The sequence below is a fragment of the Streptomyces sp. NPDC020780 genome (assembly GCF_044334475.1).
In the GTDB taxonomy this organism is placed as follows: domain Bacteria; phylum Actinomycetota; class Actinomycetes; order Streptomycetales; family Streptomycetaceae; genus Streptomyces.
In genome coordinates, this window is the sequence record NZ_JBIRTB010000002.1 from 412,435 (window position 1) to 439,032 (window position 26,598).

At 70.9% G+C, this 26,598-nt stretch carries 21 protein-coding genes and 1 tRNA gene; 12 read left to right on the forward strand and 10 right to left on the reverse strand.

The features are described from left to right. Positions 1-429: 429 nt before the first annotated feature. Entirely contained in the window at positions 430-1,068 is a 639-nt protein-coding gene (locus tag ACH4VO_RS05150) for a TetR/AcrR family transcriptional regulator (RefSeq protein ID WP_360987679.1), read from the reverse strand. A gap of 130 nt (positions 1,069-1,198) precedes the next feature. Here ACH4VO_RS05150 and ACH4VO_RS05155 point away from each other — a divergent pair, with 130 nt between their 5' ends. The 7 genes from ACH4VO_RS05155 (at position 1,199) to glmS (ending at position 10,982) form a co-directional block, all read left to right on the forward strand. Beyond that, positions 1,199-2,815, forward strand: a complete 1,617-nt coding sequence (locus ACH4VO_RS05155) for a carboxyl transferase domain-containing protein (protein ID WP_360987677.1) — start codon at positions 1,199-1,201, stop codon at positions 2,813-2,815. 13 nt (positions 2,816-2,828) lie between these two features. Then, entirely contained in the window at positions 2,829-4,877 is a 2,049-nt protein-coding gene (locus tag ACH4VO_RS05160; RefSeq protein ID WP_360987675.1) for an acetyl-CoA carboxylase biotin carboxylase subunit, read from the forward strand. Positions 4,878-4,894: 17 nt separating this feature from the next. Beyond that, positions 4,895-5,824, forward strand: a complete 930-nt coding sequence (locus tag ACH4VO_RS05165) for a hydroxymethylglutaryl-CoA lyase (protein ID WP_360987909.1) — start codon at positions 4,895-4,897, stop codon at positions 5,822-5,824. 8 nt (positions 5,825-5,832) lie between these two features. Continuing rightward, on the forward strand, positions 5,833-6,999 hold the full coding sequence (locus tag ACH4VO_RS05170; RefSeq protein WP_360987673.1) for an acyl-CoA dehydrogenase family protein: 1,167 nt from the start codon (positions 5,833-5,835) through the stop codon (positions 6,997-6,999). A gap of 310 nt (positions 7,000-7,309) precedes the next feature. Further along, a complete protein-coding gene (locus ACH4VO_RS05175; protein WP_360987671.1) occupies positions 7,310-8,338 on the forward strand; it encodes an ABC transporter substrate-binding protein in 1,029 nt (342 codons plus the stop codon). A 432-nt stretch (positions 8,339-8,770) separates the two neighbouring features. Beyond that, the gene (locus tag ACH4VO_RS05180; protein ID WP_360987669.1) at positions 8,771-9,046 is read left to right on the forward strand and encodes a hypothetical protein; all 276 of its coding nucleotides are present in this window, start codon (positions 8,771-8,773) and stop codon (positions 9,044-9,046) included. 106 nt (positions 9,047-9,152) lie between these two features. Next, entirely contained in the window at positions 9,153-10,982 is a 1,830-nt protein-coding gene (gene glmS / locus ACH4VO_RS05185; RefSeq protein WP_360987667.1) for a glutamine--fructose-6-phosphate transaminase (isomerizing), read from the forward strand. 212 nt (positions 10,983-11,194) lie between these two features. On the opposite strand, the gene ACH4VO_RS05190 is transcribed toward glmS, so the two are convergent. Further along, entirely contained in the window at positions 11,195-11,716 is a 522-nt protein-coding gene (locus tag ACH4VO_RS05190; RefSeq protein WP_360987665.1) for a universal stress protein, read from the reverse strand. Positions 11,717-12,539: 823 nt separating this feature from the next. Between ACH4VO_RS05190 and ACH4VO_RS05195 the strand changes: the two genes are divergently transcribed. The 3 genes from ACH4VO_RS05195 (at position 12,540) to ACH4VO_RS05205 (ending at position 14,588) form a co-directional block, all read left to right on the forward strand. Further along, a complete protein-coding gene (locus ACH4VO_RS05195; RefSeq protein ID WP_360987663.1) occupies positions 12,540-13,772 on the forward strand; it encodes a helix-turn-helix domain-containing protein in 1,233 nt (410 codons plus the stop codon). A 10-nt stretch (positions 13,773-13,782) separates the two neighbouring features. Further along, positions 13,783-14,388, forward strand: a complete 606-nt coding sequence (gene orn, locus ACH4VO_RS05200; RefSeq protein WP_360987661.1) for an oligoribonuclease — start codon at positions 13,783-13,785, stop codon at positions 14,386-14,388. Positions 14,389-14,515: 127 nt separating this feature from the next. Next, positions 14,516-14,588: transfer RNA gene (locus ACH4VO_RS05205), tRNA-His, on the forward strand. A 1,112-nt stretch (positions 14,589-15,700) separates the two neighbouring features. Here ACH4VO_RS05205 and ACH4VO_RS05210 read toward each other — a convergent pair. The 6 genes from ACH4VO_RS05210 to ACH4VO_RS05235 form a co-directional block, all read right to left on the reverse strand. Next, on the reverse strand, positions 15,701-16,441 hold the full coding sequence (locus tag ACH4VO_RS05210) for a hypothetical protein (protein ID WP_360987659.1): 741 nt from the start codon (positions 16,439-16,441) through the stop codon (positions 15,701-15,703). Between the two features lie 95 nt (positions 16,442-16,536). Next, entirely contained in the window at positions 16,537-17,583 is a 1,047-nt protein-coding gene (locus ACH4VO_RS05215) for a LacI family DNA-binding transcriptional regulator (RefSeq protein WP_360987657.1), read from the reverse strand. Positions 17,584-17,832: 249 nt separating this feature from the next. After that, the gene (locus ACH4VO_RS05220) at positions 17,833-19,293 is read right to left on the reverse strand and encodes a GH1 family beta-glucosidase (protein ID WP_360987655.1); all 1,461 of its coding nucleotides are present in this window, start codon (positions 19,291-19,293) and stop codon (positions 17,833-17,835) included. Positions 19,294-19,432: 139 nt separating this feature from the next. After that, positions 19,433-20,362 (reverse strand): carbohydrate ABC transporter permease, encoded by a 930-nt coding sequence (locus tag ACH4VO_RS05225; protein ID WP_360987653.1) that lies wholly within the window; start codon positions 20,360-20,362, stop codon positions 19,433-19,435. Positions 20,363-20,377: 15 nt separating this feature from the next. After that, positions 20,378-21,376, reverse strand: a complete 999-nt coding sequence (locus tag ACH4VO_RS05230; RefSeq protein WP_360987651.1) for a sugar ABC transporter permease — start codon at positions 21,374-21,376, stop codon at positions 20,378-20,380. A 169-nt stretch (positions 21,377-21,545) separates the two neighbouring features. Next, a complete protein-coding gene (locus ACH4VO_RS05235; RefSeq protein WP_360987649.1) occupies positions 21,546-22,868 on the reverse strand; it encodes an extracellular solute-binding protein in 1,323 nt (440 codons plus the stop codon). 537 nt (positions 22,869-23,405) lie between these two features. Here ACH4VO_RS05235 and ACH4VO_RS05240 point away from each other — a divergent pair. After that, on the forward strand, positions 23,406-23,588 hold the full coding sequence (locus tag ACH4VO_RS05240; protein WP_360987647.1) for a hypothetical protein: 183 nt from the start codon (positions 23,406-23,408) through the stop codon (positions 23,586-23,588). Between the two features lie 14 nt (positions 23,589-23,602). On the opposite strand, the gene ACH4VO_RS05245 is transcribed toward ACH4VO_RS05240, so the two are convergent. Together ACH4VO_RS05245 and ACH4VO_RS05250 are read right to left on the reverse strand one after the other, a co-directional pair. After that, positions 23,603-24,493 carry a fused MFS/spermidine synthase gene (locus ACH4VO_RS05245; protein WP_360987645.1) on the reverse strand — a complete coding sequence of 297 codons (891 nt, stop codon included), beginning with the start codon at positions 24,491-24,493 and terminating at the stop codon, positions 23,603-23,605. An 86-nt stretch (positions 24,494-24,579) separates the two neighbouring features. Next, a complete protein-coding gene (locus ACH4VO_RS05250) occupies positions 24,580-24,942 on the reverse strand; it encodes a hypothetical protein (RefSeq protein WP_360987907.1) in 363 nt (120 codons plus the stop codon). A gap of 252 nt (positions 24,943-25,194) precedes the next feature. On the opposite strand from ACH4VO_RS05250, the gene ACH4VO_RS05255 reads away from it, so the two are divergent. After that, complete coding sequence (locus ACH4VO_RS05255) at positions 25,195-26,547, forward strand: tetratricopeptide repeat protein (protein ID WP_360987643.1); 1,353 nt, start codon at positions 25,195-25,197, stop codon at positions 26,545-26,547. Positions 26,548-26,598: the final 51 nt, after the last annotated feature.

Consider the following 26,598-nt stretch of genomic DNA (forward strand, 5'->3'; position numbering starts at 1 on the left):
GGCCGCCGTCCCCGCCGATGTGCGCGTCACCGGCGGCGCGTCCCACCCTTGCCCCCGATGTGTGCGGAGGCCTGGAGGTCTGCCCGCCACTGGGGCCGGGACATACCTGGCGGGCCGCGGACCGGAATCGGCCCTGGTGATCGCGCGCACCGGGCACCGTAGGAGACAGGCTCGGGACGCACGGCGGGACTGTGCGGAGCCATGTGACGACTGTCCGTCACATGGACGATTAGTCCTATTATGTACGGAACCGGCACTCTGTCGACTTTTCCTGACCGCGACCTGGCAGCGATCGGCAGTCACCTGCCCGGCGCCGGCCCGGAGGGTACGGCGCACGCCGTTCGGCGCGTGCGGCACGACGCCCCGTCACCACCCCCTCCCCACGCGGCGTCACGGGCCCGTGCGGACCGCGCACCTCTCCCGGAGCCTTCAGCCACCCGCCGCCGCGAAGGCGCCGCGGGCCAGCCGGTGCAGCAGGGCGGCCGTGGCCGCGCGGCCCGGCAGGGCCTCCGGGCGGGCCAGGTGGGGCGTGGAGTTCAGCAGGCCGAAGACCGCGTGGACGGTCACGCGCGCCTCGTTCTCCGCGAGCGCCGGGTAGAGGGCGCGGACGACCTCGACCCAGACCTCGACGTACTGCCGCTGGAGCCGGCGCACCCGCTTGCGGTCGGTGTCGCGCAGGCGGTCCAGCTCACGGTCATGGAGGGTGATCAGGGGCCGGTCGTCCAGGGCGAAGTCGATGTGGCCCTCGATGAGGGCGTCCAGGAGCGCCTCCGGGGAGCCGCCCGGGGAGGCGGCGTCCTCCGTGACGCGGAGCCTGCCCCCCTCCAGCAGCCGCTCACTGATGCCGACGAGGAGCTCGGCGAGCATCGCGTCCTTGCCGGGGAAGTGACGGTAGAGGCCGGGACCACTGATACCGACCGCCGCCCCTATCTCGTCCACACCGACCCCGTGGAAGCCGCGTTCGGCGAAGAGGCGGGCGGCCTCCCGGAGGATCTGCTCGCGACGGGTGGGGGCCGCGACCCGGGGGACGGCACGGGCGGCGTTGCGGTCGGCGGCGTGGGTGCTCATGAGGATTCATTCTAGACAGGCGGGTTAGCGCTCGTTAACCTGAGCGCAACGCGTTAACGCTCATTAACTCTCGTCGGCTCCCGCGGTGCGGGCGGCCGACCACCGCGGTACGGGCAAGGGGGCTCGACAGATGCAGCAGGCACCGGTCCTGACGAGCGCGGCCGATCCCGCCTCGGAGGCCTGGCAGGCCAACGAGGCGGCGCATCACGCGCTCGCCGAGGAGCTGCGCACGCGGCTCGCCACGGCACGGCTCGGCGGGGGTGAGAAGGCCCGCGCCCGGCATGTGGCGCGCGGCAAGCTGCTGCCCCGGGAGCGTGTGGACACCCTGCTCGATCCGGGTTCGCCCTTCCTGGAGCTGGCGCCGCTGGCGGCCGAGGGGCTCTACGGGGGCGCCGCGCCGGCGGCCGGGGTGATCGCCGGGATCGGGCGGGTCAGCGGCCGCGAGTGCGTGATCGTCGCCAACGACGCGACCGTCAAGGGCGGCACGTACTACCCGATGACGGTGAAGAAGCACCTGCGCGCCCAGGAGGTGGCCCTGGAGAACCGGCTGCCCTGCCTGTACCTGGTCGACTCGGGCGGGGCGTTCCTCCCGATGCAGGACGAGGTGTTCCCCGACCGGGAGCACTTCGGCCGGATCTTCTACAACCAGGCCCGGATGTCGGGTGCGGGCATCCCGCAGATCGCCGCGGTGCTCGGGTCCTGCACGGCGGGCGGGGCGTACGTACCCGCCATGAGCGACGAGGCCGTCATCGTCCGGAACCAGGGGACGATCTTCCTGGGCGGTCCGCCGCTGGTGAAGGCCGCCACCGGCGAGGTCGTCACGGCCGAGGAGCTCGGCGGCGGCGAGGTGCACTCCCGTACGTCGGGGGTCACCGACCACCTCGCCGAGGACGACGCGCACGCGCTGCGGATCGTCCGGAACATCGTGGCGACCCTGCCGGGCCGGGGGCCGCTGCCCTGGACGGTGGAGCCCGCCGAGGAGCCGAAGGTCGACCCCGCCGGGCTGTACGGGGCGGTGCCCGTCGACTCCCGCACCCCCTACGACGTGCGGGAGGTCATCGCCCGAGTGGTGGACGGCTCCCGCTTCGCCGAGTTCAAGGCGGAGTACGGCCAGACGCTGATCACCGGCTTCGCCCGCATCCACGGCCACCCCGTCGGCATCGTCGCGAACAACGGCATCCTGTTCTCCGAGTCCGCCCAGAAAGGCGCCCACTTCATCGAGCTGTGCGACCAGCGCGCCATCCCGCTGGTCTTCCTGCAGAACATCTCCGGCTTCATGGTCGGCCGGGACTACGAGGCGGGTGGCATCGCCAAGCACGGCGCCAAGATGGTGACGGCCGTGGCGTGCACCCGGGTGCCGAAGCTCACCGTGGTCGTCGGGGGTTCCTACGGGGCGGGCAACTACTCCATGTGCGGGCGGGCGTATTCGCCGCGCTTCCTGTGGATGTGGCCGAACGCCAAGATCTCCGTCATGGGCGGCGAGCAGGCCGCCTCCGTGCTGGCCACGGTCAAGCGCGACCAGATCGAGGGGCGCGGCGAGGAGTGGCCCGCCGAGGACGAGGAGGCCTTCAAGGATCCGGTCCGCGCGCAGTACGAGCAGCAGGGCAACGCCTACTACGCGACCGCCCGGCTGTGGGACGACGGCGTGATCGACCCGATGGAGACCCGGCAGGTGCTGGGTCTCGCCCTGACCGCGTGTGCCAACGCCCCGCTGGGTGATCCCCAGTTCGGCGTCTTCCGGATGTGATGTGAGGACTTCCATGTTCAGCACTGTTCTGGTCGCCAACCGCGGCGAGATCGCGGTCCGGGTCATCCGGACCCTGCGCGAGCTCGGTGTGCGGTCGGTCGCCGTCTTCAGCGACGCGGACGCGGACGCCCGGCATGTGCGGGAGGCGGACACCGCGGTCCGGATCGGACCGGCGGCGGCCGCCGAGAGCTATCTCTCCGTGGAGCGGCTCCTGGACGCCGCCCGGCGCACGGGCGCGGAGGCCGTCCACCCCGGGTACGGCTTCCTCGCCGAGAACGCCGCCTTCGCGCGGGCGTGCGCGGAGGCGGGGCTCGTCTTCATCGGCCCACCCGCCTCGGCGATCTCCCTGATGGGCGACAAGATCCGGGCCAAGGAGACGGTCGCGGCGGCCGGCGTCCCGGTGGTGCCGGGCTCCTCCGGCAGCGGACTCACCGATGAGCAACTGGCCGACGCGGCACGGAAGATCGGCACCCCCGTCCTCCTGAAACCCTCGGCCGGCGGTGGTGGCAAGGGCATGCGGCTGGTGCGGGAGGAGACGCTGCTCGCGGACGAGATCGCGGCGGCGAGGCGTGAGGCGCGCGCCTCGTTCGGGGACGACACGCTGCTGGTGGAGCGGTGGATCGACCGGCCGCGCCACATCGAGATCCAGGTCCTGGCCGACGGGCACGGCGGTGTCGTGCACCTCGGCGAGCGCGAGTGCTCGCTCCAGCGCCGCCACCAGAAGATCATCGAGGAGGCCCCCTCGGTCCTGCTCGACGAGGACACCCGGGCGGCGATGGGCGAGGCGGCCGTCCAGGCGGCACGTTCCTGCGGGTATGTGGGCGCGGGCACGGTGGAGTTCATCGTCCCGGGCAACGACCCCTCGTCGTACTACTTCATGGAGATGAACACCCGTCTCCAGGTCGAGCACCCCGTCACCGAGCTGATCACCGGTCTCGACCTGGTGGAGTGGCAACTACGGGTCGCCTCCGGGGAGCGGCTCCCGTACACCCAGGAAGACATCACCCTCACCGGGCACGCCGTCGAGGCACGGGTCTGCGCGGAGGACCCGGCGCGCGGCTTCCTGCCCTCCGGCGGCACGGTGCTCGCACTGCACGAGCCGCAGGGCGGCGGGGTGCGGACGGACTCGGGTCTCGGCGAGGGCGTCCCGGTCGGCAGCACGTACGACCCGATGCTGTCGAAGGTCATCGCGTACGGACCCGACCGGGCGACGGCTCTGCGCCGGCTGCGGGCGGCGCTCGCGGACACCGTGGTGCTGGGCGTTCCGACGAACGCCGGGTTCCTGCGACGGCTGCTGGCCCATCCGGCGGTCGTCGCGGGCGACCTGGACACCGGTCTCGTGGAGCGGGAGGCCGACGGCCTGGTGCCCGAGGGCGTGCCGGAGGAGGTGTACGCGGCGGCGGCGCTGCTGCGTACCCCCTCGCCGCCGTCCTCCGCAGGCTGGGTCGACCCGTTCTCGGTACCCAACGGCTGGCGGTTGGGCGGGACACCGGCCGAGACCTTCCACCACTTCCGGGTCCCGGGCCACGACCCGGTGCGCGTGGGGATGCGTGCGGAGCCGGGGGGCACGGCCCGGCTGACGTTCGGCCACGCCGGGGACCGGGAGGAGCCGGCCGACGCGTGCGGCCCGCTGCCCTCGCTGCCGGGTGCGGAGGCCTCCCGGCTGGTCGCGGTGGACCCGCTCCACGTCACCGTGGAGGTTGACGGCCTCACCCGTACGTTCAGCCGGGCCTCCTCCCCGGACGGGGTCTGGCTCGGCCGGGACGGGGACACCTGGCACGTCCAGGACCACGACCCGGTGGCGGCGTCGCTGAGCGGCGCCGCCCGCTCCGGCGCGGACACGCTCGCCGCGCCCATGCCCGGGACGGTCACGGTGGTGAAGGTGGCCGTCGGGGACGAGGTCGCGGCCGGGCAGAGCCTGCTGGTCGTCGAGGCGATGAAGATGGAGCACGTCATCTCCGCCCCGCACGCCGGCACGGTCACCGAGCTGGACGTCACCGCCGGGACCTCGGTCGCCATGGACCAGATCCTGGCCGTGGTGGCCCCGAAGGAGGAGTCGTGACCGGGACCGGACTGCCCATGACGGTGCCCGCGCAGGGCCTGCCGGCCCGGATCCGCATCCATGAGGTCGGCGCCCGCGACGGCCTGCAGAACGAGAAGTCCGTCGTGCCGACGGAGGTGAAGGCGGAGTTCGTGCGCCGGCTCGCCGTGGCCGGGCTGTCCACGATCGAGGCGACCAGCTTCGTCCACCCGAAGTGGGTGCCCCAGCTCGCCGACGCCGAACAGCTCTTCCCGCTGCTCGGGGACATCGCGGACGTCGGGGACGTGGCCCTGCCGGTCCTCGTACCGAACGAGCGGGGGCTGGACCGGGCGCTCGCCCTGGGTGCCCGGCGGATCGCCGTGTTCGGTTCGGCGACCGAGACGTTCGCCGCCCGCAACCTCAACCGCACGGTGGACGAGTCGCTCGCCATGTTCGAGCCGGTCGTGGCCCGCGCCAGGGCGGAGGCGGTGCATGTGCGCGGTTATCTGTCCATGTGCTTCGGCGACCCGTGGGAGGGCGCGGTGCCGATCGCCCAGGTCGTCCGGGTCGCGAGGGCTCTGATGGACCTCGGCTGCGACGAACTCTCCCTCGGCGACACCATCGGTGTCGCCACCCCGGGCCATGTGGTGGCCCTGCTGACCGCGCTGAACGATGCGGGGATCCCCACCGGCGCGATCGGCGTGCACTTCCACGACACCTATGGTCAGGCGCTCTCCAACACCCTGGCCGCGCTCCAGCAGGGGGTGACGACGGTGGACGCCTCGGCGGGCGGCCTCGGTGGCTGCCCGTACGCCAGGAGCGCGACGGGCAACCTCGCCACCGAAGACCTCGTGTGGATGCTCGACGGCCTCGGTGTCGAAACGGGTGTCGATCTCGGCGCACTCACCGCCACGAGCGTGTGGATGGCCGAACAACTGGGCCGGCCCAGCCCGTCCCGCACCGTCCGTGCCCTCTCTCACAAGGAGTGACCCACCCCATGTCCCTGGACCACCGGCTGACCGCCGAGCACGAGGAACTGCGCCGTACCGTCGAGGAGTTCGCCCACGACGTGATCGCCCCGAAGATCGGCGACTTCTACGAGCGCCATGAGTTCCCGTACGAGATCGTGCGGGAGATGGGGCGGATGGGCCTCTTCGGCCTGCCCTTCCCGGAGGAGTACGGCGGCATGGGCGGTGACTACCTCGCCCTCGGGATCGCCCTGGAGGAGCTGGCCCGGGTCGACTCGTCCGTGGCGATCACCCTGGAGGCCGGGGTCTCGCTGGGTGCCATGCCCGTCTACCGCTTCGGCACCGAGGAGCAGAAGCGCCGGTGGCTGCCGAGGCTCTGTTCGGGCGAGGCGCTGGGCGCCTTCGGGCTGACGGAGCCGGACGGCGGCTCGGACGCGGGCGGCACGCGGACGACGGCCGTGCTGGACAAAGCGACGGACGAGTGGGTCATCAACGGCTCCAAGTGCTTCATCACCAACTCGGGTACGGACATCACGGACCTGGTGACGGTGACCGCGGTGACGGGCCGCAAGGAGAACGGCGCCCCGCGCATCTCCTCGATCATCGTGCCCTCCGGCACCCCGGGCTTCACCGTCGCCGCCCCGTACTCGAAGGTCGGGTGGAACGCCTCGGACACCCGGGAGCTGTCGTTCTCCGATGTGCGTGTGCCGGCGGCCAACCTACTGGGCGAGGAGGGCCGCGGGTACGCGCAGTTCCTGCGCATCCTGGACGAGGGCAGGATCGCCATCTCGGCCCTGTCGACGGGCCTGGCGCAGGGCTGTGTGGACGAGTCGGTGAAGTACGCGCGGGAGCGGCACGCGTTCGGCAAGCCGATCGGTGACAACCAGGCCATCCAGTTCAAGATCGCGGACATGGAGATGCGGGCGCACATGGCCCGGATCGGCTGGCGGGACGCGGCCTCGCGACTGCTGGCGGGCGAGCCGTTCAAGAAGGAGGCGGCGATCGCGAAGCTGTACTCGTCCACGGTCGCGGTGGACAACGCCCGCGAGGCGACGCAGATCCACGGCGGCTACGGCTTCATGAACGAGTATCCGGTGGCGAGGATGTGGCGCGACTCCAAGATCCTGGAGATCGGCGAGGGCACGAGCGAGGTGCAGCGGATACTGATCGCACGGGAGTTGGGGATGGGCGCCTGACGGACCGCCGGGCCGTGCGGGGCCGCTCCTTCGACGACGAGAGGGCGGCCCTGAGGGCTGTCCCGTCTCCTGGCGGGCGCGCGACGACAGCTACGGCGCCGCGCCGCGCCGCCGGAACGCCCTAATGCACATCGGGTGTGCGGACTCGCCTCCGCCGTGCGATGCACCGCACCTGACGCCGCGCGCTGATCCGCCAGGGACCACGGGACAGTCCTTCGTCGGCCACCCCGGGTCCGGATCGTAAGGTTAGGCTAACCTATCCTTCGAACCGTCGGCGGCCAGCCGTGACCCGCATGAAAGCAGATCGAACATGCCCCACGCCCGGATACCCTCCCTCTCCCGCCGCGGTCTGCTGGCCGCCGGTGGAGCCGTCGGCCTCGGAGCCGTACTCGCCGCGTGCGGGGACGACTCCGCGCAGGAGTCCGGCCCGGGGGCCGGAGCCGCCGAGTCCGGCCCCTGGAGCTTCGAGGACGACCGCGGGCAGACCGCGAAGGCCGGCTCCGTACCGAAGAACATCGTCGCCTTCATCGGTGTCGCCGCAGCGCTCCACGACTACGGCATCGAGGTCAAGGGCGTCTTCGGCCCGACGAAGACCACCGACGGCAAGCCGGATGTGCAGGCCGGCGACCTCGACATCAGCAAGGTCACGGTACTCGGCAACGTATGGGGCGAGTTCAACGTGGAGAAGTACACCGCTCTCGCGCCGGAGCTGCTCGTCACCGCCATGTGGGAGAAGGACGCCCTCTGGTACGTGCCGGACCAGTCCAAGGACAAGATCCTCAAGCTGGCACCGAGCGTGGCCCTGTGGGCCGCGCAGACCACGGTCCCCAAGGCGATCCAGCGCCACGAGGACCTCGCCGCCTCCCTCGGTGCCGACGTGAAGGCCACGGCTGTCGTTGACGCGAAGGCCCGCTTCGAGAAGGCCGCCGCCCGGCTGCGCGCCGCCGCGAAGTCCCGGCCGGACATCACGGTCATGGTCGGCTCCGCCAGCCAGGACCTCTTCTACGTCTCGCTCGCCAAGACGTCCGCGGACACCCGGTACTTCCAGGAACTCGGCGTGCGGTTCGTCGAGCCCAAGGTCAACGCGGCGGGCTTCTTCGAGGAGTTGAGCTGGGAGAACGTCGACAAGTACGGCGCCGACATCATCATGATGGACAACCGCTCCTCCGCCCTGCAGCCCGACGCACTGACCTCCAAGCCGACCTGGACCCAGCTGCCCGCCGTCAAGGCCGGCCAGGTCGTCCCGCGCACGACGGAGCCCATCTACTCGTACGCCAAGTGCGCGCCGATTCTCGAGGACCTCGCCGAGGCGATCGAGAAGGCGAAGAAGGTCAGCTGACCCCCCGAACCGAAGGGCTCCTCCCCGGTCCGGCCACCGTTCCGCCCGGATCGGAGAGGAAGCCGCCGAGGTGGCCGATCAGCGGCGGTCGGGAACCGTCCGTACCGTTCAGTCGGTACGTGCGCCGGACCGGTGAGGGCCCCGGACCGGTGAGGGCCCCCCGCCAGTACACCGCCACCCGGCCGCCGCCGTTCCCTGTCCTGTGGTACCCGGCGGGCGCGCGCCGACAGCGCGCCGATCCACCCGGGATTGCGGGACAGCCCTCAGGTGAGCCGCGCGAGGTGAACATCCTCACCGACGACGCGTTCAACGCCACGAAAAGGGCGTCCCTGAAGCACCCGGGAGCCCACCGCACGAGGCACCCGCACGCCCTCCTGCCCGATATCGGGCAGAATTCTTGCGAATACCGTCCGTTCCGAGCAATATCAACGGGTGCTCGAACACCGCCCGTCGCATGACGACCTCGTCGACCACCTCGTACGCTCCACCCCGCTCCAGCGCGGGGAAGCGGCCCGGGTGATCCTCGACGTGCTGGCGTACTTCGACGAGACGGCCGAGGACTTCGTCCGCCGCCGCCACCGCGAACTGCAGTCCGGCGGCCTGGTGAACACGGAGATCTTCGAGCGGATCGCGGCCGAGCTGCCGCACCGGGCGGTGGCACCGCAGGAGCTCTCGCTCCGGCAGCTGCGCCGCATCGTCTACGGCTGAACAACCGAACAGCTGAACGATCGAACGGCCGACCGAACAATCCGGGCAAGCCGAACGGCCGGGCGGCCGGGCACTCACTCTGTACGTCGATGGGAAGCAGGACTCTATGTGCGGGATCGTCGGTTACATCGGGAAGCGTGACGTGGCTCCACTGCTGCTGGAAGGCCTGCAGCGGCTGGAGTACCGGGGCTACGACTCAGCGGGCATCGTCATCACGGGCAAGGCCGCGGCGGGGAAGCCGGGCGTCCTGAAGACGGTCAAGGCCAAGGGGCGGGTCCGCGAACTGGAGGCCCGGGTACCCAAGCGGTTCGCCGGCACCACCGGTATCGCCCACACCCGCTGGGCCACGCACGGCGCCCCGAGCGACGAGAACGCGCACCCGCACCTGGACGCGGAGAACAAGGTCGCCGTCGTCCACAACGGCATCATCGACAACGCCTCGGAGCTGCGCGCCAAGCTCGTCGCGGACGGTGTCACCTTCCTCTCCGAGACCGACACCGAGGTGCTGGTCCACCTGATCTCCCGGGCGCAGGCCGCCACACTGGAGGAGAAGGTCCGCGAGGCGCTGAAGTCCGTCGAGGGCACGTACGGCATCGCCGTCCTGCACGCGGACTTCAACGACCGCATCGTCGTCGCCCGCAACGGCTCCCCTGTCGTCCTGGGCATCGGCGAGAAGGAGATGTTCGTCGCCTCCGACGTGGCCGCCCTCGTCGCCCACACCCGCCAGATCGTCACGCTCGACGACGGCGAGATGGCCACCCTGAAGGCCGACGACTTCCGCACGTACACCACCGAGGGCTCGACCACGACGGCCACGCCCACCACGGTGGAGTGGGAGGCCGAGTCGTACGACATGGGCGGCCACGACACGTACATGCACAAGGAGATCTCCGAGCAGGCCGACGCCGTGGACCGCGTGCTGCGCGGCCGCATCGACGACCGCTTCTCCACCGTCCACCTCGGCGGCCTCAACCTGGACGCCCGCGAGGCCCGCGGGGTCCGCCGGATCAAGATCCTCGGCTGCGGCACCTCGTACCACGCGGGTCTGATCGGCGCCGGCCTCATCGAGGAGCTGGCACGCATCCCCGCGGACGCCGAGCCCGCCTCCGAGTTCCGCTACCGCAACCCGGTCGTGGACCCCGACACGCTGTACGTCGCCGTGTCCCAGTCCGGCGAGACCTACGACGTGCTGGCCGCCGTCCAGGAGCTCAAGCGCAAGGGCGCGCGTGTCCTGGGTGTCGTGAACGTCGTCGGCTCGGCGATCGCCCGGGAGGCCGACGGCGGGATGTACGTCCACGCCGGCCCCGAGGTCTGCGTCGTCTCCACCAAGTGCTTCACCAACACCGTCGTCGCCTTCGCGCTGCTCGCACTGCACCTCGGCCGCATCCGCGACCTGTCCGTCTCGGACGGCAAGCGGATCATCGAGGGCCTGCGGAAGCTGCCCGCGCAGATCGGCGAGATCCTCGAGGCCGAGGACGAGATCAAGAAGCTGGCCGAGGAGTACGCGGGCGCCCAGTCGATGATGTTCATCGGCCGCGTGCGGGGCTATCCCGTCGCACTGGAGGCATCCCTGAAGCTCAAGGAGATCTCGTACATCCACGCGGAGGCCTACCCCGCCTCCGAGCTGAAGCACGGCCCCCTCGCCCTCATCGAGCCCGCGCTGCCCACGGTCGCGATCGTCCCGGACGACGACCTGCTGGAGAAGAACCGCGCCGCGCTGGAGGAGATCAAGGCGCGCAGCGGCCGTATCCTCGCCGTCGCCCACCGCGAGCAGGAGAAGGCCGACCACACCTTCGTCGTGCCCAAGAACGAGAACGAGCTGGACCCGATCCTGATGGGGATCCCGCTCCAGCTACTGGCGTACCACACGGCGCTGGCCATGGGCCGGGACATCGACAAGCCGCGCAACCTGGCGAAGTCGGTCACCGTCGAGTAGGACGGCAGCGGCCGGGGCGCGGAGCCGGTGGTCCGGCGCGGGCCACGCCCGGGCCAGGGCTGACGGCCCCGAGCGGCCGGCCGGTTCAGGGAGCGGCCCCCGCACCACGCCACGGCGGGTGCGGGGGCCGCTCCGTGCTCGTGGGCGGCCGGACACAGGGCCGGACGGGGCCACACACTGGCTGACGGGCCGCCAGGGGCCCTTACGGGGCCTCAGGGGATGACGATGACGGGGCGCTGGGCCCGTCGGGCGAGACGACCCGCCACGGACCCGAAGATCCGGCCCACGAGGCCGTGCGTGGAGCCGACCACGATGGCGTCCGCCGCATACTCGCGGCCGACCTCCTCGAGCTCGTGGCAGATGTCACCGCCGCGCTCGACGAGCACCCACGGCACGTCGGAGAGGTAGTCCGCGCAGGCCAGCTCCAGCCCGAGCACCTCGGTGCGGTGGTCGGGCACATCCACGAAGACCGGCGGCTCGCAGCCCGCCCAGACCGTGGTCGGCAGCCGGTTGGCCACATGGACGATGATCAGCCCGGAACTGTGCCTCCCCGCCATACCGATGGCATAGGCGAGGGCTCGTTCGCTGGACATGGAGCCGTCGAAACCGACCACGACCCCATGCCGGAAGGCTGGATCGCACGAGGGGCGCGACTCTTCGACCGTCCGCGGTTCCGACCGGGGGTCGGCTACCTGCTTGCGGTCTGCGGGTTCAGGGATTTCGTGACCGGCCATCGGTGTCTCGGCGAAGAGAGTCCTCGTGAGGAGGGAGCGGTGTGGAGGTGTGGCTGCGAGCGGCGAAGCTGTGTCCGGGAATCATCTTCCCAACCCTTTACCCGCAAGGGTACGGCGCCACTCCTTCACTGCCCAGCCCTCGCACGGCGCATGCGGCAATGGGGGGAGCATGCCCGACACCGCCCCGTATGGCAATGCCGGTTGTGTCGTACATCCAGCTCGGGAGGAGCGGTCCGCCCCCCTTCCGGTTCTCGCCGGCCCCTGTGACGAATCCGCGAGCGGCGTCCGGACGCGGCGCACCCGTCCCTCCGGCCCGCCGTCACTCCGTGCCACCGGGCGGCTCCGGCTCGTTCACATCCCGGCGACCCGACGCCCTCCGGAGCTCTCAGGGGCGCACGGAAGCTGTCGACCCTCGCGGTCGTACGCCGGTCACATGACTGGAATGCACCCACGCAACCGCTCGTTTTCAGCCAACTTCCTATCGACCCCACTTTCTTGGCGTCATGGCCGACCAAGCCACGTGCCAGCAGGCAGGAATAGACCGCGCGGTACGCTTTGACCCAACGCGGACGGGCCATGATCACCAGGCGCCCTTCCCTGCGGCGCTCGCGGGTGAAACGCTTCGTGATCGAATGCTTCGCGCCAAGTTGCCTTGTCGACATAGTGCCGGTGGGGGAACGTGTCACGTCGGCACCACGGAACGCAGTAGATTCGATCATGAATATCGAAGACTGGGGACGCGTGCGAGACCGAGGGGAAACGTGCAGGAGCGACAGGCCCGTAGGGACCAGGGAGACGCGAACACCGAGGGGGGCTTAGCGTCATGAGCCAGGACTCCGCCACCGCAACGGAGGCCGCACGGAAACTGACCGGGCGGCGACGCCGGGAAGTCGTAGCCGTACTGCTGTTCAGTGGGGGCCCTATCTTCGAGAGCTCCATCCCGCTCTCCGTTTTCGGAATCGACCGCCAGGACGCGGGCGTTCCGCGCTACCGCCTGCTGGTGTGCGGGGGTGAGGACGGACCGCTGCGCACGACCGGCGGGCTCGAACTCAGTACTCCGTACGGCCTGGAGGCGATCAGCAGGGCCGGCACCGTCGTGGTGCCCGCCTGGCGCTCCATCACATCGCCGCCGCCCGCCGAGGCACTGGACGCGCTGCGCCGCGCCCACGAGGAGGGTGCCCGCATCGTCGGTCTGTGCACGGGCGCCTTCGTGCTCGCCGCGGCCGGCCTGCTGGACGGCCGCCCGGCCACCACGCACTGGATGTACGCGCCGACGCTGGCCAAGCGCTATCCGTCGGTGCACGTCGATCCGCGGGAGCTGTTCGTCGACGACGGTGACGTACTCACCTCCGCCGGCACCGCGGCCGGAATCGATCTGTGCCTCCACATAGTCCGTACCGACCACGGCACCGAGGCGGCAGGGGCGCTGGCGCGCCGGCTCGTCGTACCGCCGCGGCGCAGTGGCGGTCAGGAGCGCTATCTGGACAGGTCTTTACCGGAGGAGATCGGCTCCGACCCGCTCGCCGAGGTCGTGGCCTGGGCACTGGAGCACCTCCACGAGCAGTTCGACGTCGAGACGCTGGCCGCGCGCGCCTACATGAGCAGGCGGACCTTCGACCGCAGGTTCCGTTCGCTCACGGGCAGCGCACCGCTCCAGTGGCTGATCACCCAGCGCGTGCTGCAGGCGCAGCGGCTGCTCGAGACCTCCGACTACTCGGTCGACGAGGTCGCGGGCCGCTGCGGCTTCCGCTCGCCGGTCGCGCTGCGCGGGCACTTCCGCCGCCAGCTGGGGTCCTCCCCCGCCGCGTACCGGGCCGCCTACCGGGCCCGCCGTCCGCAGGGCGGGGCGATGGAGAGCGTCGGTACGGTGCTGGAGACCTCCGTGCCCGTCCAGGGCACGGCGTCGAGTCGGCGGGCCGCAGGGGCGGCCCCGTCCGGTCCGGCACCCGTCACCGCGCCGGCGGGCTCCGGTGGTCCGCTGGAGCACTTCGCCGGGGTTTCCGATGCGTACGCCCCCGGGCGCCCGGCCCTGCCCGGGCAGCGGAGTGCCCCGTAGGGTGGGGAACATGAACGACCGCATGGTGTGGATCGACTGCGAGATGACCGGGCTCTCGTTGACGGACGACGCACTCATCGAGGTGGCCGCGCTGGTCACCGACTCGGAACTGAACGTGCTCGGCGAAGGGGTGGACATCGTGATCCGCCCGCCGGACGCGGCGCTGGAGACGATGCCCGAGGTGGTGCGGCAGATGCACACCGCCTCGGGCCTCCTCGACGAACTGGCGGGGGGCACGACCCTGGCCGACGCCGAGGAGCGCGTCCTGGCGTACGTGCGCGAGCACGTGAAGGAGCCGGGCAAGGCCCCGCTGTGCGGAAACACGGTCGGCACCGACCGCGGCTTCCTCCTGCGGGACATGCCGTCGCTGGAGGGCTACCTCCACTACCGGATCGTCGATGTGTCCTCGGTGAAGGAACTGGCCCGGCGCTGGTACCCGAGGGCGTACTTCAACAGTCCGGACAAGAACGGCAACCACCGGGCGCTGGCGGACATCCGCGACTCCATCACGGAGCTGCGCTACTACCGGGAGGCGGTCTTCGTGCCGCCGCCCGGCCCGGACTCGGCACGCGCCAAGGAGATCGCGGCCCGCCACACGCCGCCCTCCGCGCCGTAAGCGACGACGTCGCAGGTCACGGGCCCTTCGGGGCCCGCGATCCGGGCTTCGGAGAACTCGGGCGCGAGCACCCTCCCGGACCCTGTACACTTTTTCTCGGCCGGTCAGAAAAGGACCGGGCGACATGGTGGGTATAGCTCAGATGGTAGAGCACCTGGTTGTGGTCCAGGATGTCGCGGGTTCAAGTCCCGTTACTCACCCTGCTTGATCAACCCCTGACCTGGAATTCGGTCAGGGGTTGATCTTTTTCCGTTTCCGGTCAGGCGGCCCGGGCGCTCTCACCCCGACGGAACCCCTTGCACGCACGAGCACGCCTGCATCCGCGGCCCGGTCCTTCAGATCGACCCCCGCCAACGGCCCCATCGAGATCATCCAGAACCTCCCTGAACGCATCCGGGAAGCTCGTGGCAATGATTGGCTCGGGAAGGTTGAAGGACTTCAGATCAGCGTGGATGCCGCGACGGCGATCTCAGCCGCCTCCAGCGGGCCCCTGTTGATGGCCGCCCTCAGCTGGTCGAACTCGGCATGCCGGTCTTCGCCGACTCCGCGCCGCTGTCCACCCCGAACCCGGAGCACCCGAGGAGCGACTTGTCTCCCCTCGGCGGCACAACCGCCGGCATGGAGGCGGCGCGAGGCGCTGATGGCGCTCTCCCATTGTCGGCGGCTGCTGGCAGCATCACCGCCATGAACGCCATATTTACCACCCCTCCGCGGCCGTTCGACGTCACTGCGCTCTTCCCTCACCTGGCCCCGCTGGCGCGCACGCCCCACCGACCCCGTCGACCGCGCCTGCCCGGAGTGCGGCACCGAGGCGGTCCCGCTCCTCACCATCGCCTCATCGGAATGGGACGGTGGCAGCGCGACCTGGATAGCCGAGGAGGACCGGCCGACCCCGGGCCCGCCGTACCTGGGCGCCCGCGACGGCAACTTCACTTTGATCGACATCACCGGCGGCAACAACCTGCAACTCCACGTCTGCCCGTCTTCCCCTTACCATCCCCACTTCGAACTGCTCCAGTGAGCTCGTGCGGAAGTCCTCCGCGCCGACGCCTACGTCGCAATCGGCACCACGATCGACTCACCGGTAAGCCGCCGTGGCCAACTACCGGAGATCCGAACGGCGGGCCCAAGCGACCCCCACACCAGTGTCACAACGAGCGGCCCCGTCACAGACGGGGCCGCTTTCGTGTCGAGGAAAAATGAGGCCCCGGCCGACAGGCTGCCGACCGGAGCGATGGGGGCTCATACGTCAGAGGGTCCCTGTGGTCATCCCGAGCAGGCAGGGACTCTGCGGGGGAGGCGGGTGACGGCCTCAGACTCGTCTGCAGCGCTCGCGGAGCTCGGAGATCACGGCTGCCTCCCGAGCGCTGAGGGCACCGTCCACAGTGGCCACCCGTTCGGCCACGTCGAGGATGTCGCTGAGATCGCCTGGTTCGGCGTCCAGGCGTCGCCACACCTCGGCCGACTCGATGTCGACGAGGTGAGCAAGCTGTTCGTCGACCACCTGATGCCGATCCCGCACCAGCTTCACCAGGTGCCGCATCAACAGCGCCTCGTCGTCCGCGATCTTCTCGTCCGCCCTGACGACGAGCCACGCCACCCACAGCATCAACTGCGGGTGCCGGCTCCGCTTGCTCAGCCCTTCGGCGACCTCGATCACCCGCGCCTCGTTCCGGAAGACGGCTTGCGCGTGCCGCCCCGCGAGCAGCGTCGTATAGCGGTTCAGCACCACCGCGAGGGGAACGCCGACCACGGGGATCCCGATCTTGATGACATTGCGCTGCAGGAGATACTTGCCGACGACGGGCAGCCCTCTCGCGGCGGTCAGTACCCCTCGGGAGTAGAAGCGCTTGATCACCGGCCGCATGAGGGCCGGAACCACCTTGACCACGCCTTCCCGGACCATTTCCCCGCTCTTGATCGTGAAGGCCACACGAATGAGCTTCCACATGTCATCGGGGTCGGACAGGTCGAGCGGGACCCGGTAGAGGACTGCGACGTCATAAGCCAGGCGCAGTTGGAGCCGGGTGATGAACGCGACATCGACCATCATGGTCGCGACGGCGGCCGGGACCGTCGCCGCCGAGGCGCCACCGAGGCTCCCGAGGGTGGCGGCGACGGCCGCCGAGTAGGCACCGGCGGAAAGCCTCAGGACGACTCCCGCACCACCAGTTCCGTGGGCAGCACGATCCTCGGGCGGTCCTGGGGGCTCTCACCCGACGAGCGGTTCGCGATCTCCTGGAGCAGGACGCGGGTCATCGTGCGGCCCATCTCCTCGATCGGCTGGCGGACGCTCGTCAGTGGCGGATCCATGTGGCGGGCCACCGCCGAGTCGTCGAAGCCGACCAGGGCCACGTCGTCCGGGATACGGCGGCCGGACTCGCGCAGGACCTGGCGCGCGCCTGCGGCCATCACGTCGGAGGCGGCGAAGACGGCGTCCACGTCGGGGCGGCGGGCCAGCAGCTCGCGCATGGCGCGGGCGCCGCCCTCCTCGCTGAAGTCCGCAGGGGCGATCAGCCGTTCGTCGGGGTCGAGCCCGGCCGCGGCAACGGCCTTGCGGTAACCGTCCAGGCGGCGCTGGGCGCCGTACACATCGAGGCGTCCGGTGATCGTGGCGATGCGGCGGCGGCCCCGCGATATCAGGTGGTCGACTGCCGCGCGGGCGCCCTCGAAGTTGTCGGAGTCGACGGAGGGCAGCGTCTCCGCCGCGTGTCTGCGGCCACTGATCACGGAGGGCATGCCGAGCTGTTCCAGCAGGTCGGGCAAGGGGTCGTCCGCGTGGACGGAGACCAGCAGCACACCGTCGACCCGGTGCGCGGTCAGGTACTGGGCCAGCCGGCGGCGCTCGCGGTCGTTGCCCGCCAGGGTCAGCAGCAGCTGCATCTCGGTGTCGGCGAGGGCCGCTCCGACCCCCCGCACGATGTCGGAGAAGTACGGCTCGGCGAAGAACCGGGTCTCGGACTCGGGGACGACGAGGGCGATGGCGTCCGTCCGGTTGCCGGCGAGCGCGCGGGCCGCCCGGTTGGGCACGTACCCCAGCTCCGCGACGGCTGCCTCGACGGCCTCTCTGGTCTGCGCGCTGACCCGGGGCGAGCCGTTGATGACGCGCGAGGCGGTGCCCCGCCCCACTCCGGCCCGTGCCGCTACCTCTTCGAGTGTGGGACGCCCACCACTCCGTACTCGCGCTGCCGCCATGGCTGCCTCCCGTTCGCGGTCAATTTCTCACAGCGGGATAGCCAATCCAAGTCCCGCCGCCTGTTCCCCGGCACTCGCGCGGACCTGCGGTCCTTGCGCGGCACCCACCTCTTGGGAGCGCTCCCAAGCCTACGGGGTCCTTGTAACCAGCAGGTAAGGCGGGAGGGGAGGAGACGGAAGGGAGAGGGGCGGGCGGGCACACAGAAGCGGGACCCGTCCCCCCGGACGGGTCCCGCCTGCGCCGTCGCGTCAGACCGTGCCGTCGGCCCGGGGCAGGGCGTGGCGGCGGATCACGTCGGAGTACCAGTGGGCGCTCGCCTTGGGGATGCGGCGCTGGGAGGCGTAGTCGACGTACACCGCACCGAAGCGCTTCGAGTAGCCGTAGCCCCACTCGAAGTTGTCCATCAGCGACCACAGGAAGTACCCGCGGACGTCCGCGCCGTCGGCGATCGCCCGCTGGACGGCGTCGAGGTGCCCGTGCAGGTACGCGATCCGCTCGGGGTCCTCGACCTTGCCCTCGGGCGAGACGTAGTCGTCGAAGGCCGCACCGTTCTCGGTGATCATCAGGGGCAGGCCCGGGTGGTCGCGGGTGACGTCCATGAGCAGGTTGTAAAGCCCGGCGGGGTCGATCGCCCAGTTCATCGCCGTGCGCTCCTTCCCCTCGGCGAGGTGGAAGGCGACGTGCTCGGAACCGGGCCACGGCGAGTGGTCGCTGTTGCCGTGGCCGTCGTTGCGGGTGTCACCGGCGCCGCCCTCGGGCGTGGAGACCAGCGTCGGCGTGTAGTAGTTGACGCCGAGGGCGTCGATCGGCCGGGAGATGGAGGCGAGGTCGCCGTCCCGGACCAGCTTGGACCAGTCCACGAGGTGGGAGGTGTCCGCGATCAGGTCCTCGGGGTACTCGCCACGCAGCATCGGGCCGGTGAAGACCCGGTTGCCGACTGCGTCGATCCGGCGGGCGGCGTCCGCGTCGGCCTCGCTGCCGGTCAGCGGGCGGACCTGGTGGAGATTGAGGGTGACCGAGGTCTGCGCGGCAGCGGGGAGTTGGGCGCGCAGAACCTCGATCGCCCGGCCATGGGCGAGGTTGAGGTGATGGGCCGCCTGCAGGGAGGCTGCGGGCTCGGTGCGGCCGGGGGCGTGCACACCGGATCCGTAACCGAGGTAGGCCGAGCACCAGGGCTCGTTGAGGGTGGTCCACATGCCGACGCGGTCGCCGAGGGCACCGGAGACGATCGCGGCGTAGTCGGCGAAGCGCTCGGCGGTCGCCCGCTCGGGCCAGCCGCCCGCGTCCTCGAGCTCCTGGGGGAGGTCCCAGTGGTAGAGGGTGGCGACGGGCATGATGCCGGCGTCGAGCAGTTCGTCGACGAGCTTGCGGTAGAAGTCCAGGCCGCGTTCGACCGCCGGGCCGCGGCCGGTGGGCTGGACCCGGGACCAGGAGACGGAGAAGCGGTAGGCCTTCAGCCCGAGCCGCTTCATCAGGGCGACGTCGTCGCGGTAGCGGTGGTAGTGGTCGGCGGCGATGTCACCGGTGTCACCGTTGCGGACCTTGCCCGGGGTACGGCTGAAGGTGTCCCAGATGGACGGCGTACGGCCGTCCTCGGCGGCGGCGCCCTCGATCTGGTAGGAAGCGGTGGCCGCGCCCCAGAGGAAGCCCGTGGGGAACTGCGCCTCGGGCGCCTGCTGGGGGGTGGTGTCGGGTCGTACGGCAGTCATGCGGGAGCGCTCCCATGGGGTGGAGGGACAAGGACGGGGAGGTACGGGCCCCGGAGCCCGTACGGCCTGTGGTCAGGCACAGGCCGTACGGGACGGCCGGGGGTCGAACCAGGACGGGACGGCACGGCGGGCGAGGAGGTCAGCCCTTGACGGCGCCGGCCATGATCCCGCCGACGATCTGCTTGCCGAAGATCACGAAGACGACGAGCAGGGGCACGGTGCTGATCAGCGCGCCGGCCATGATGATGCTCTGGTCGGGGACGTAGGAGGCACTGAGCTGGCCGAGGGCGACCTGCAGGGTGGGGTTCTCCTGGTTCAGCGCGAGGTAGGGCCAGAAGAAGTCGTTCCACGTCTGGACGAACGTGAGCATGCCGAGCACCATCATGGCCGGGCGGGCCACGGGGAGCACGATGCTCCGGACGATCCGGAGGTTGTTCGCCCCGTCCATCCTGCCCGCCTCGATGAGCTCGTACGGCAGTGCCTCCAGCAGGTACTGGCGCATGAAGAACACGCCGAAGGCGCTCACCAGGGTCGGGAAGATCACCGACTCCAGCTGACCGCCCCAGCCGATGTCCGACATCATCATGAAGAGCGGGACGACGCTCAGCTGCGGAGGGACCGTCAGGGTGGCGATGACCATCGTCATCAGCGCTCCGCGCCCCTTGAAGCGCATCTTGGCGAAGGCGTAGCCGGCCAGGGTGCAGAAGAACAGGGTCGCGGCGGTGATGCAGCAGGACACGATGAACGTGTTGAGGATGGCCGTCCCGAGGTGGGCCTGTTCCCAGGCCGCTTCGAGGTTGTCGACCAGCTTGCCGCCCGGGTAGAGCGGGGGTGGCGTGTCGAGTACCTCGTCCTGGGTGCGGGAGGCGGTGACGAGCGTCCAGTACAGAGGGAACAGCGAGCCGATGCCGACGACCGCCAGGGCGACGTAGGCAAAGGGTCCCGCGTGGTGCTGCCGGCCCGCGCCGGGCTTGAACCGGGAGGCGCGGCGCGGCGGTTCGCCGGGGCGGACCGCGGTCTTGGAGACGCCGCGGCGGTCCGGGGTGGTGACGGTGCTGGTGGTGGTCATGGATATCGCTCCCCGTCAGGCCGCGGTCTTGCGCACGAAGCGCCCGATGAGCCAGTTGATCGCGGCAATGAGCAGCAGCAGGACGAGCATGGCCCAGGCGACTGCGGCGGCCGGACCGAGGTGGAGGAGATTCCAGCCGTAGTTGTAGAGGTAGATGCTGAGCGTCTCGTACTGGTGTTCCGTACCGCCCTGGGCTCCGTTGACGCCGCCCTCGAGCAGCAGGGGCTCACCGAAGAGCTGCATGGAGCCGATGGTGGAGATGACGATCGTGAAGAGGATCGTCGGCCGCAGCGCGGGGATCGTCACGTTGCGGAACTGCTGCCAGCGTGAGGCTCCGTCGATCGAGGCGGCCTCGTACAGGTCGGAGGGGACCGCCTGCATCGCCGCCAGGTAGATCAGCGTGTTGTAGCCCGTCCAGCGCCAGATGACGATGACGGCGATGGCGATCTTGGACGTCCAGTGGCCGTTGACCCAGTTGGTGTCACCGGCACCGAAGAAGCTGAGCACCCAGTTCAGGAGACCGCCGTCCGCACGGAACACGAGGGCGAAGACGAGCGCCGCGGAGGCGACCGAGGTGGCGTACGGGGTGAGGATCACCGTGCGCCAGAAGGTGCTGGCACGCAGCTTGTAGTTCAGCAGGTGCGCGAGACCGAGCGCCATCATCAGCTGCGGGACGGTCGAGATGACGCCGATGACGAAGGTGTTGGTGACCGCGGTCCAGAACTCGGAGTCCTGGAGGATGGTGCTGAAGTTCTCCCAACCGACCCATTCCATGTGGTCGAGATCGGTCATCTCCACCTTGTGGAGGGCGATCCAGCCGGTGTAGAGGAGGGGGTAGAGGCCGAAGGCCCCGAAGACGAGGAAGAAGGGCGCGATGTAGGCGTACGGCGACGCCTTGTCGTCGAAGCGCCACAGCCGGCTGCGCCATGCCTGGCGTCCTGGGCTCATGGGCTTCGGGGCGCGACGGCCGGGCCGGGAGCCGTGTGCGCCCCGGGTGGGGGTCGTGGTTGCCACAGGTGGGAGTCCTTCCCTGGGGTGTGCCGACACCGCAGGGGCAGGCCGGCCTCTGGTCAGGGCCGGCGGGGGTGTCGGAAGCCGTGCACGGGGCCGGTGCGGGAACCGGCGCCGGTGCGGGCGGCCCGGGACGCGTGGAAGGCGTCCCGGCCGCCCGCACCGGTGAGGATCAGCCGATCACCTTGTCGATGGCCTCGACGGCGTCGTCCCAGGCCTTGTCGGGCTTGGTGCCGCGCTGCTCCATGTTGTTGATCTGGGTGGAGATGGAGTCCTTGATGATGCCGTCCTTCGGGCCGAGCACGGCCGCGGGGATGACCTGCGCCTCCTGGGCGTAGATCTCACCGATGGGGGCGTTGTTGAAGTACTCCAGCTTGGCGCCCTTCACGTCGGCGAGCTCGTAGGCGCCCTTGTTCGACGGGAAGACACCGACCGCCTTGAAGACGGCGGCCTGCTGCTCGGGCGCGGTCAGCCACTTGACGAGCTCACCGGCCTCCTTGACGTGCTTGCCCTTCGCGGGCACGGAGAGGAACGAACCGCCCCAGTTGGCCGCGGTCTCACCGGGGGTGCGGGCGATGTCCCACTTGCCCTTGAACGCGTCACCGGCGTAGGTGGAGATCTGCGCCGCCATCCAAGCGGGGCAGGCCACGGTGGCGATGCTGCCCTTGCGCAGGGCCGCCTGCCACGGCGGGCTGAACTGGGCCAGGCCCTGGGTCAGCTTCTTGTCGACCGCCTCCGCGGCGAGGTTCCAGCCCGCCTTGACGCCGGCGCTCTCCTTGTAGATCGGCTTGCCGTCCTTGGAGTAGTACTGCTCCGAGTCCGAGCTGACCACACCGTTGTACATGGCGCTGGCGGAGTCCATGAAGAAGGTGCCCTCGGGCGCCTTCTTCTTGAACTCCTCACCGAGCTTGAGGTAGTCCTCCCAGCCGCCGGCGACCTTCGCGGCGACCGCCTCACGGTCGGCCGGCAGACCGGCCTGCTCGAACAGGTCGCGGCGGTAGCAGATGGACATGGGGCCGATGTCGGTACCGGCGCCGATCACCTTGCCCTCGTCGGTGCTGGCCTGCAGCGCCTTCCAGTTGACCCACTGGTCGGTGTCGACCACCTTGGCGAGGTCGACGAACGCGTCCGCCTTGGTGTCGACGAGCTCCTTGATGCGGCCGACCTCTATGCCCTGTACGTCGGCCAGTCCGCTGCCCGTGTTGAGCTGCTGGAGGAACTTGGGGTAGTAGACCTTCTCCTCGGCCGTGGTGTTTTCCTTGACCGTGATGTTGGGGTGGAGCTCGTGGTACTTCGCGAAGAGCCCCGCCTCCTTGTACCCGAACTGCCCGAAGTCGGCCACGGTCAGGGTGATGTTCCCGTTCGCGTCGGCCTTGCCGGAGTCCGAGTCCGAGTCGCTGCAGCCGGTCAGCAGCAGGGCGGTGGCCGTGAGGCCCGTGGTGGCCATGACGGCAGCTCTGCGGCGTCGACCTGCGACGGTGCGGGTGATGCGCATTCCACTACTCCTTGTTCCAGGGTGGGACTGGCGTTCGATCTGCTCGGCATACGCGCCGGTGGGGGCGGGTGCCGGTGGTACGGAGAGGACATGGGCTGTGCCGTCCCCGTACGAGCGAAAAACCTCGTTCGATATGGGAGCGCTCCCATGCGCTGATGCCGGAAGATTGCTGCCTCAAGGGGGTGGGTGTCAAGAGTTGAAGACGCTTCCGTTGCCCGAGTGTGTCCTGCAAGTCACGCGAACGTGTCCGACCGAGGTCTTGCGTTCACCGGCACGCCCTGCATGAACCGGGCGTCGAGCCCCTGAAAGGCCCAGTTCAGCGGGGTGTTGGGCTCAGGAACCGGCTGCCGGCCCCGAGACGGGGCGCCTGTGCGGCATATTTCGGCGCGGCTCTTTCCGGCGGGTGGCGGTCACGCCGCGGCCCGGAGACGCCCGCCGGAAGATGAACGGGACACTGCGGTTCGGGGGCGCCCCGGGGGACCTGGGGGCAGTTCCGCGTTCTTTCCCCGAACTCCGGTTGAGGGGGCGGGGGTTCCGGTGGGCGGGCCGAATGCCCGGCTCTTCGCCTCACATGCCCGGCTCTTCACCTCACCGGAACCCGCCGCGGGCGCCGAGGACCCCGTCGGCCCCGAACTCCTCGAGGGCGGGGAGGTGGAGGGGCGAAGGGAGAGTCCGGGTGGCGGCGCCGACGACCGGGCGCCCGAAGTCGTCGACCGGTGACACGGCCCGGGTGGTCAGTCGAAGGCTCCGGGCGGCGGGGGCGGTGAGGGACGGGCGCCCTCGTCGGTGACGACGGCGGCTCCGCCCGTGAAGTCGGTGAGGGCACGGCCGTGTTCGACCCGGCCGGGGTGCGGGTCGCTCGCGACCCTGCGGGTCAGTTCGGCGACGGCGAGCGGCAGGTCCGAGGCGACCAGGACGGCGTTGCCGAAGCGGCGGCCCCGCCAGACGGCCGGGTCGGCGGCCACGGCCAGTTCGGGGAAGAGGGACGCGGCCGTGGCGATCTGGCCCCGGAGGTGGGCGAGCGGCGGCCCGTCGGTGAGGTTGGCGGCGTACTGTCCGCCGGGCCTCAGGACGCGGCGCACCTCGGCGAGGAACTCGGCGGAGGTGAGGTGGGAGGGGGTCCGGGCCCCGCGGAACACGTCGGCGATGACGAGGTCGGCCCAGCCGTCCTGGATCTTGCCGAGCCCGGCGCGGGCGTCGGTGGTACGCACCCGTATCCGGGCCTGCGGGTCCAGGGGGAGTTCGCGGCGGACGAACTGCACGAGGGCCGCGTCGATCTCGACGATCTGCTGGGTGGAGCGGGGGCGGGCCGCGGCGACATACCGGGCGAGTGTGAAGGCGCCGCCGCCCAGGTGCAGGACCTGGAGGGGGCGGCCCGGGGGCGCGGCGAGATCGATGACGTGGCCCAGCCTGCGCTGGTAGGCGAACGAGAGGTACGCGGGGTCGTCGAGGTCCACATGGGACTGCGGGGCGCCGTCCAGGAGCAGGGTCCGGGCGCGCGGCCGTTCCCGGTCGGGTACGAGTTCGGCGAGGCCGCCGTCCACCGGGGCCGCGACGGGCTCCTGTGCGTGGTCGGGCCGCTTCCGGGCGCCCCCGCCCTTCGCGGATGCTCCTCGACGTGCCACGTCCTCGTCCTCGCTCACCGGTTGCGGCCGGTGTCCTGGGACGGGCCGGCGACGGCGGGAACTCCGCCCACCTGCCCATTATCGCCTCAGCGGCAGTTGTCGACCGCCTCGATGAGGCGGGCCGCCTGGCCGAGGGCGGCCCGGAGCGCGTCCGGGTCGGTGACCGGGGCGTCGGCGCCGGGCGGCAGGAGCCAGCCGCCACCGACGACGGGCGGTTCGGCGGGGATGCTCAGCCCGCGGCCGTCCGTCCGCGTACAGGCACTGCCCGGTACGTCCCACCCGTCCGCGGTGCCGGGCGGGACCAGGAAGCCGAGGGTGGCGCAGGCACCGTCGTGGAGAACCGGGCCGACAGCCTCGTGGTCGGCGCCCCGGCGCAGGATGTCGACGGCCTCCAGGCCCTGACGCGCCGGGACGGTCACCAGGTCGCACGGTGTTGTTTCCGGGCCCATGTGCAGCACGGGAAAGCCCTCCTCTGTCGCCGAACGGGGCCGTGCCCCGTCTCCCATGGACCAACGCGCCGACGGCGTCAAGGGCTACGGCGGCACGCCGCCGCAAAGGGTGGCAGTTCATGGCGGATCGGGGGCGAGATGCCCAGTTTGCACCGAAACACAGCGTGTGCGTTCCGTCACAGCAGGTACGTTCGTGCTCCGCCGGGACAGAGGAAGCAGGTGCCCGGCTGCCCACCGGAGAAGGGCCCCGCCATGGTGTCGACACCGGCAGTTCCCAACCTCGCCTTCCGGCGGCTGCGCGGACAGCGCTCCGCCGGGGAGTTCGCGGCAACGGTCCGCAGGGCTGCCCGCGAGATCGGGGAACACGTCGCGTGCGACGCGCGGTACATCGGGCGCGTGGAATCCGGCGAGATCCGCTGTCCCAACTACGCGTACGAACGGGTGTTCCTGCACATGTTCCCGGGGGCCACCCTGGAAAGTCTGGGCTTCTCGGCTCGCGAGAGCGTGCGCGGCCGGAGGGCCCGCCCGGCGTCCCCTCCCCTTCCCCGCACTCCCCCCACGCTCCACAGTGACATCGACGAGGAGAGCGACGTGCTGCGTCGCGTGTTCATGACCAGCGGCACCGCCACGGTGGCAGCCGCGTCCCTGGGTCTCGGCGGTCCGTCCGCCGCCGGCCTGATCACCATGCCCGCCCCGCGCCGGGTCGGCGAGGCCGAGGTGAGCGCCGTCGAGAGCGCGGTGCGCCAGATCAGACTGCTGGACGACCGGCACGGCGCGGACGGGCTCTACCGGCGGGCCTCCCAGCCCCTGCGGGCCGCGTACGCCCTGCTCGACGCCGATACGACGGCCCGCCGCAGCACCCTGGACCGGCTGCACGCGGGCGCCGGTGAACTGGCGATCTCGGTGGGCTGGCTGGCGCACGACTCGGGCCGATTCGAGGACGCGCGCTCGCACTACGCGGAGGCGCTGGCGACGGCGCGGCTGGCCGGGGACACGGCGCTGGAGGCACACGCGTTCTGCAACGCGTCGTTCCTGGCCCGGGACACCGGACGGGCCAGGGAGGCGGTCCGGGCCGCGGAGGCGGGGCAGCGGGCGGCCCGTCCGCTCGGCTCGCCGCGGCTGACGGCCCTCCTCGCCCTGCGGGAGGCGGGCGGCCGGGCGTGGCTCGGGGACCGTACCGGGTGCGAGCAGGCGATCGGGCGTGCGCGGACGGCGTTCGAGCGAGGGGCGCGCGCGTCGGACCCGGAGTGGATGACGTTCTTCCGGGAGGCGGAGCTGGAGATGCTGCAGGCGCAGTGCTGGTCGGCGCTGAGCGACTGGCCGCGGGCCGCGCGGCACGCCCGGCGGGCCACCCAGCTGCAGGATGCGCACTTCACGCGGAACCTCGCGCTCTACCGGGCGCAGCTCGCCGGCGACCTGGCCCGCGCGGGTACGGCCGACGAGGCGGCGGCGGTCGGCCACCAGGTGCTCGACCTGCTGGACCGGGTCCGGTCCTCGCGGATCCGGGGGATGCTGGCGAGCGCGGTGCGCGTGCTGAGGCCGCGGGGCGGCCCGGAGGTGGCCGCGCTGCTGAACCGGTACGAGGAACTCCCGCCCGTCGGATGACGGGCGGGCCCGCGCCCGGGGCGGGCCGGGAAGAGCCCGCTCCTCGCCCCA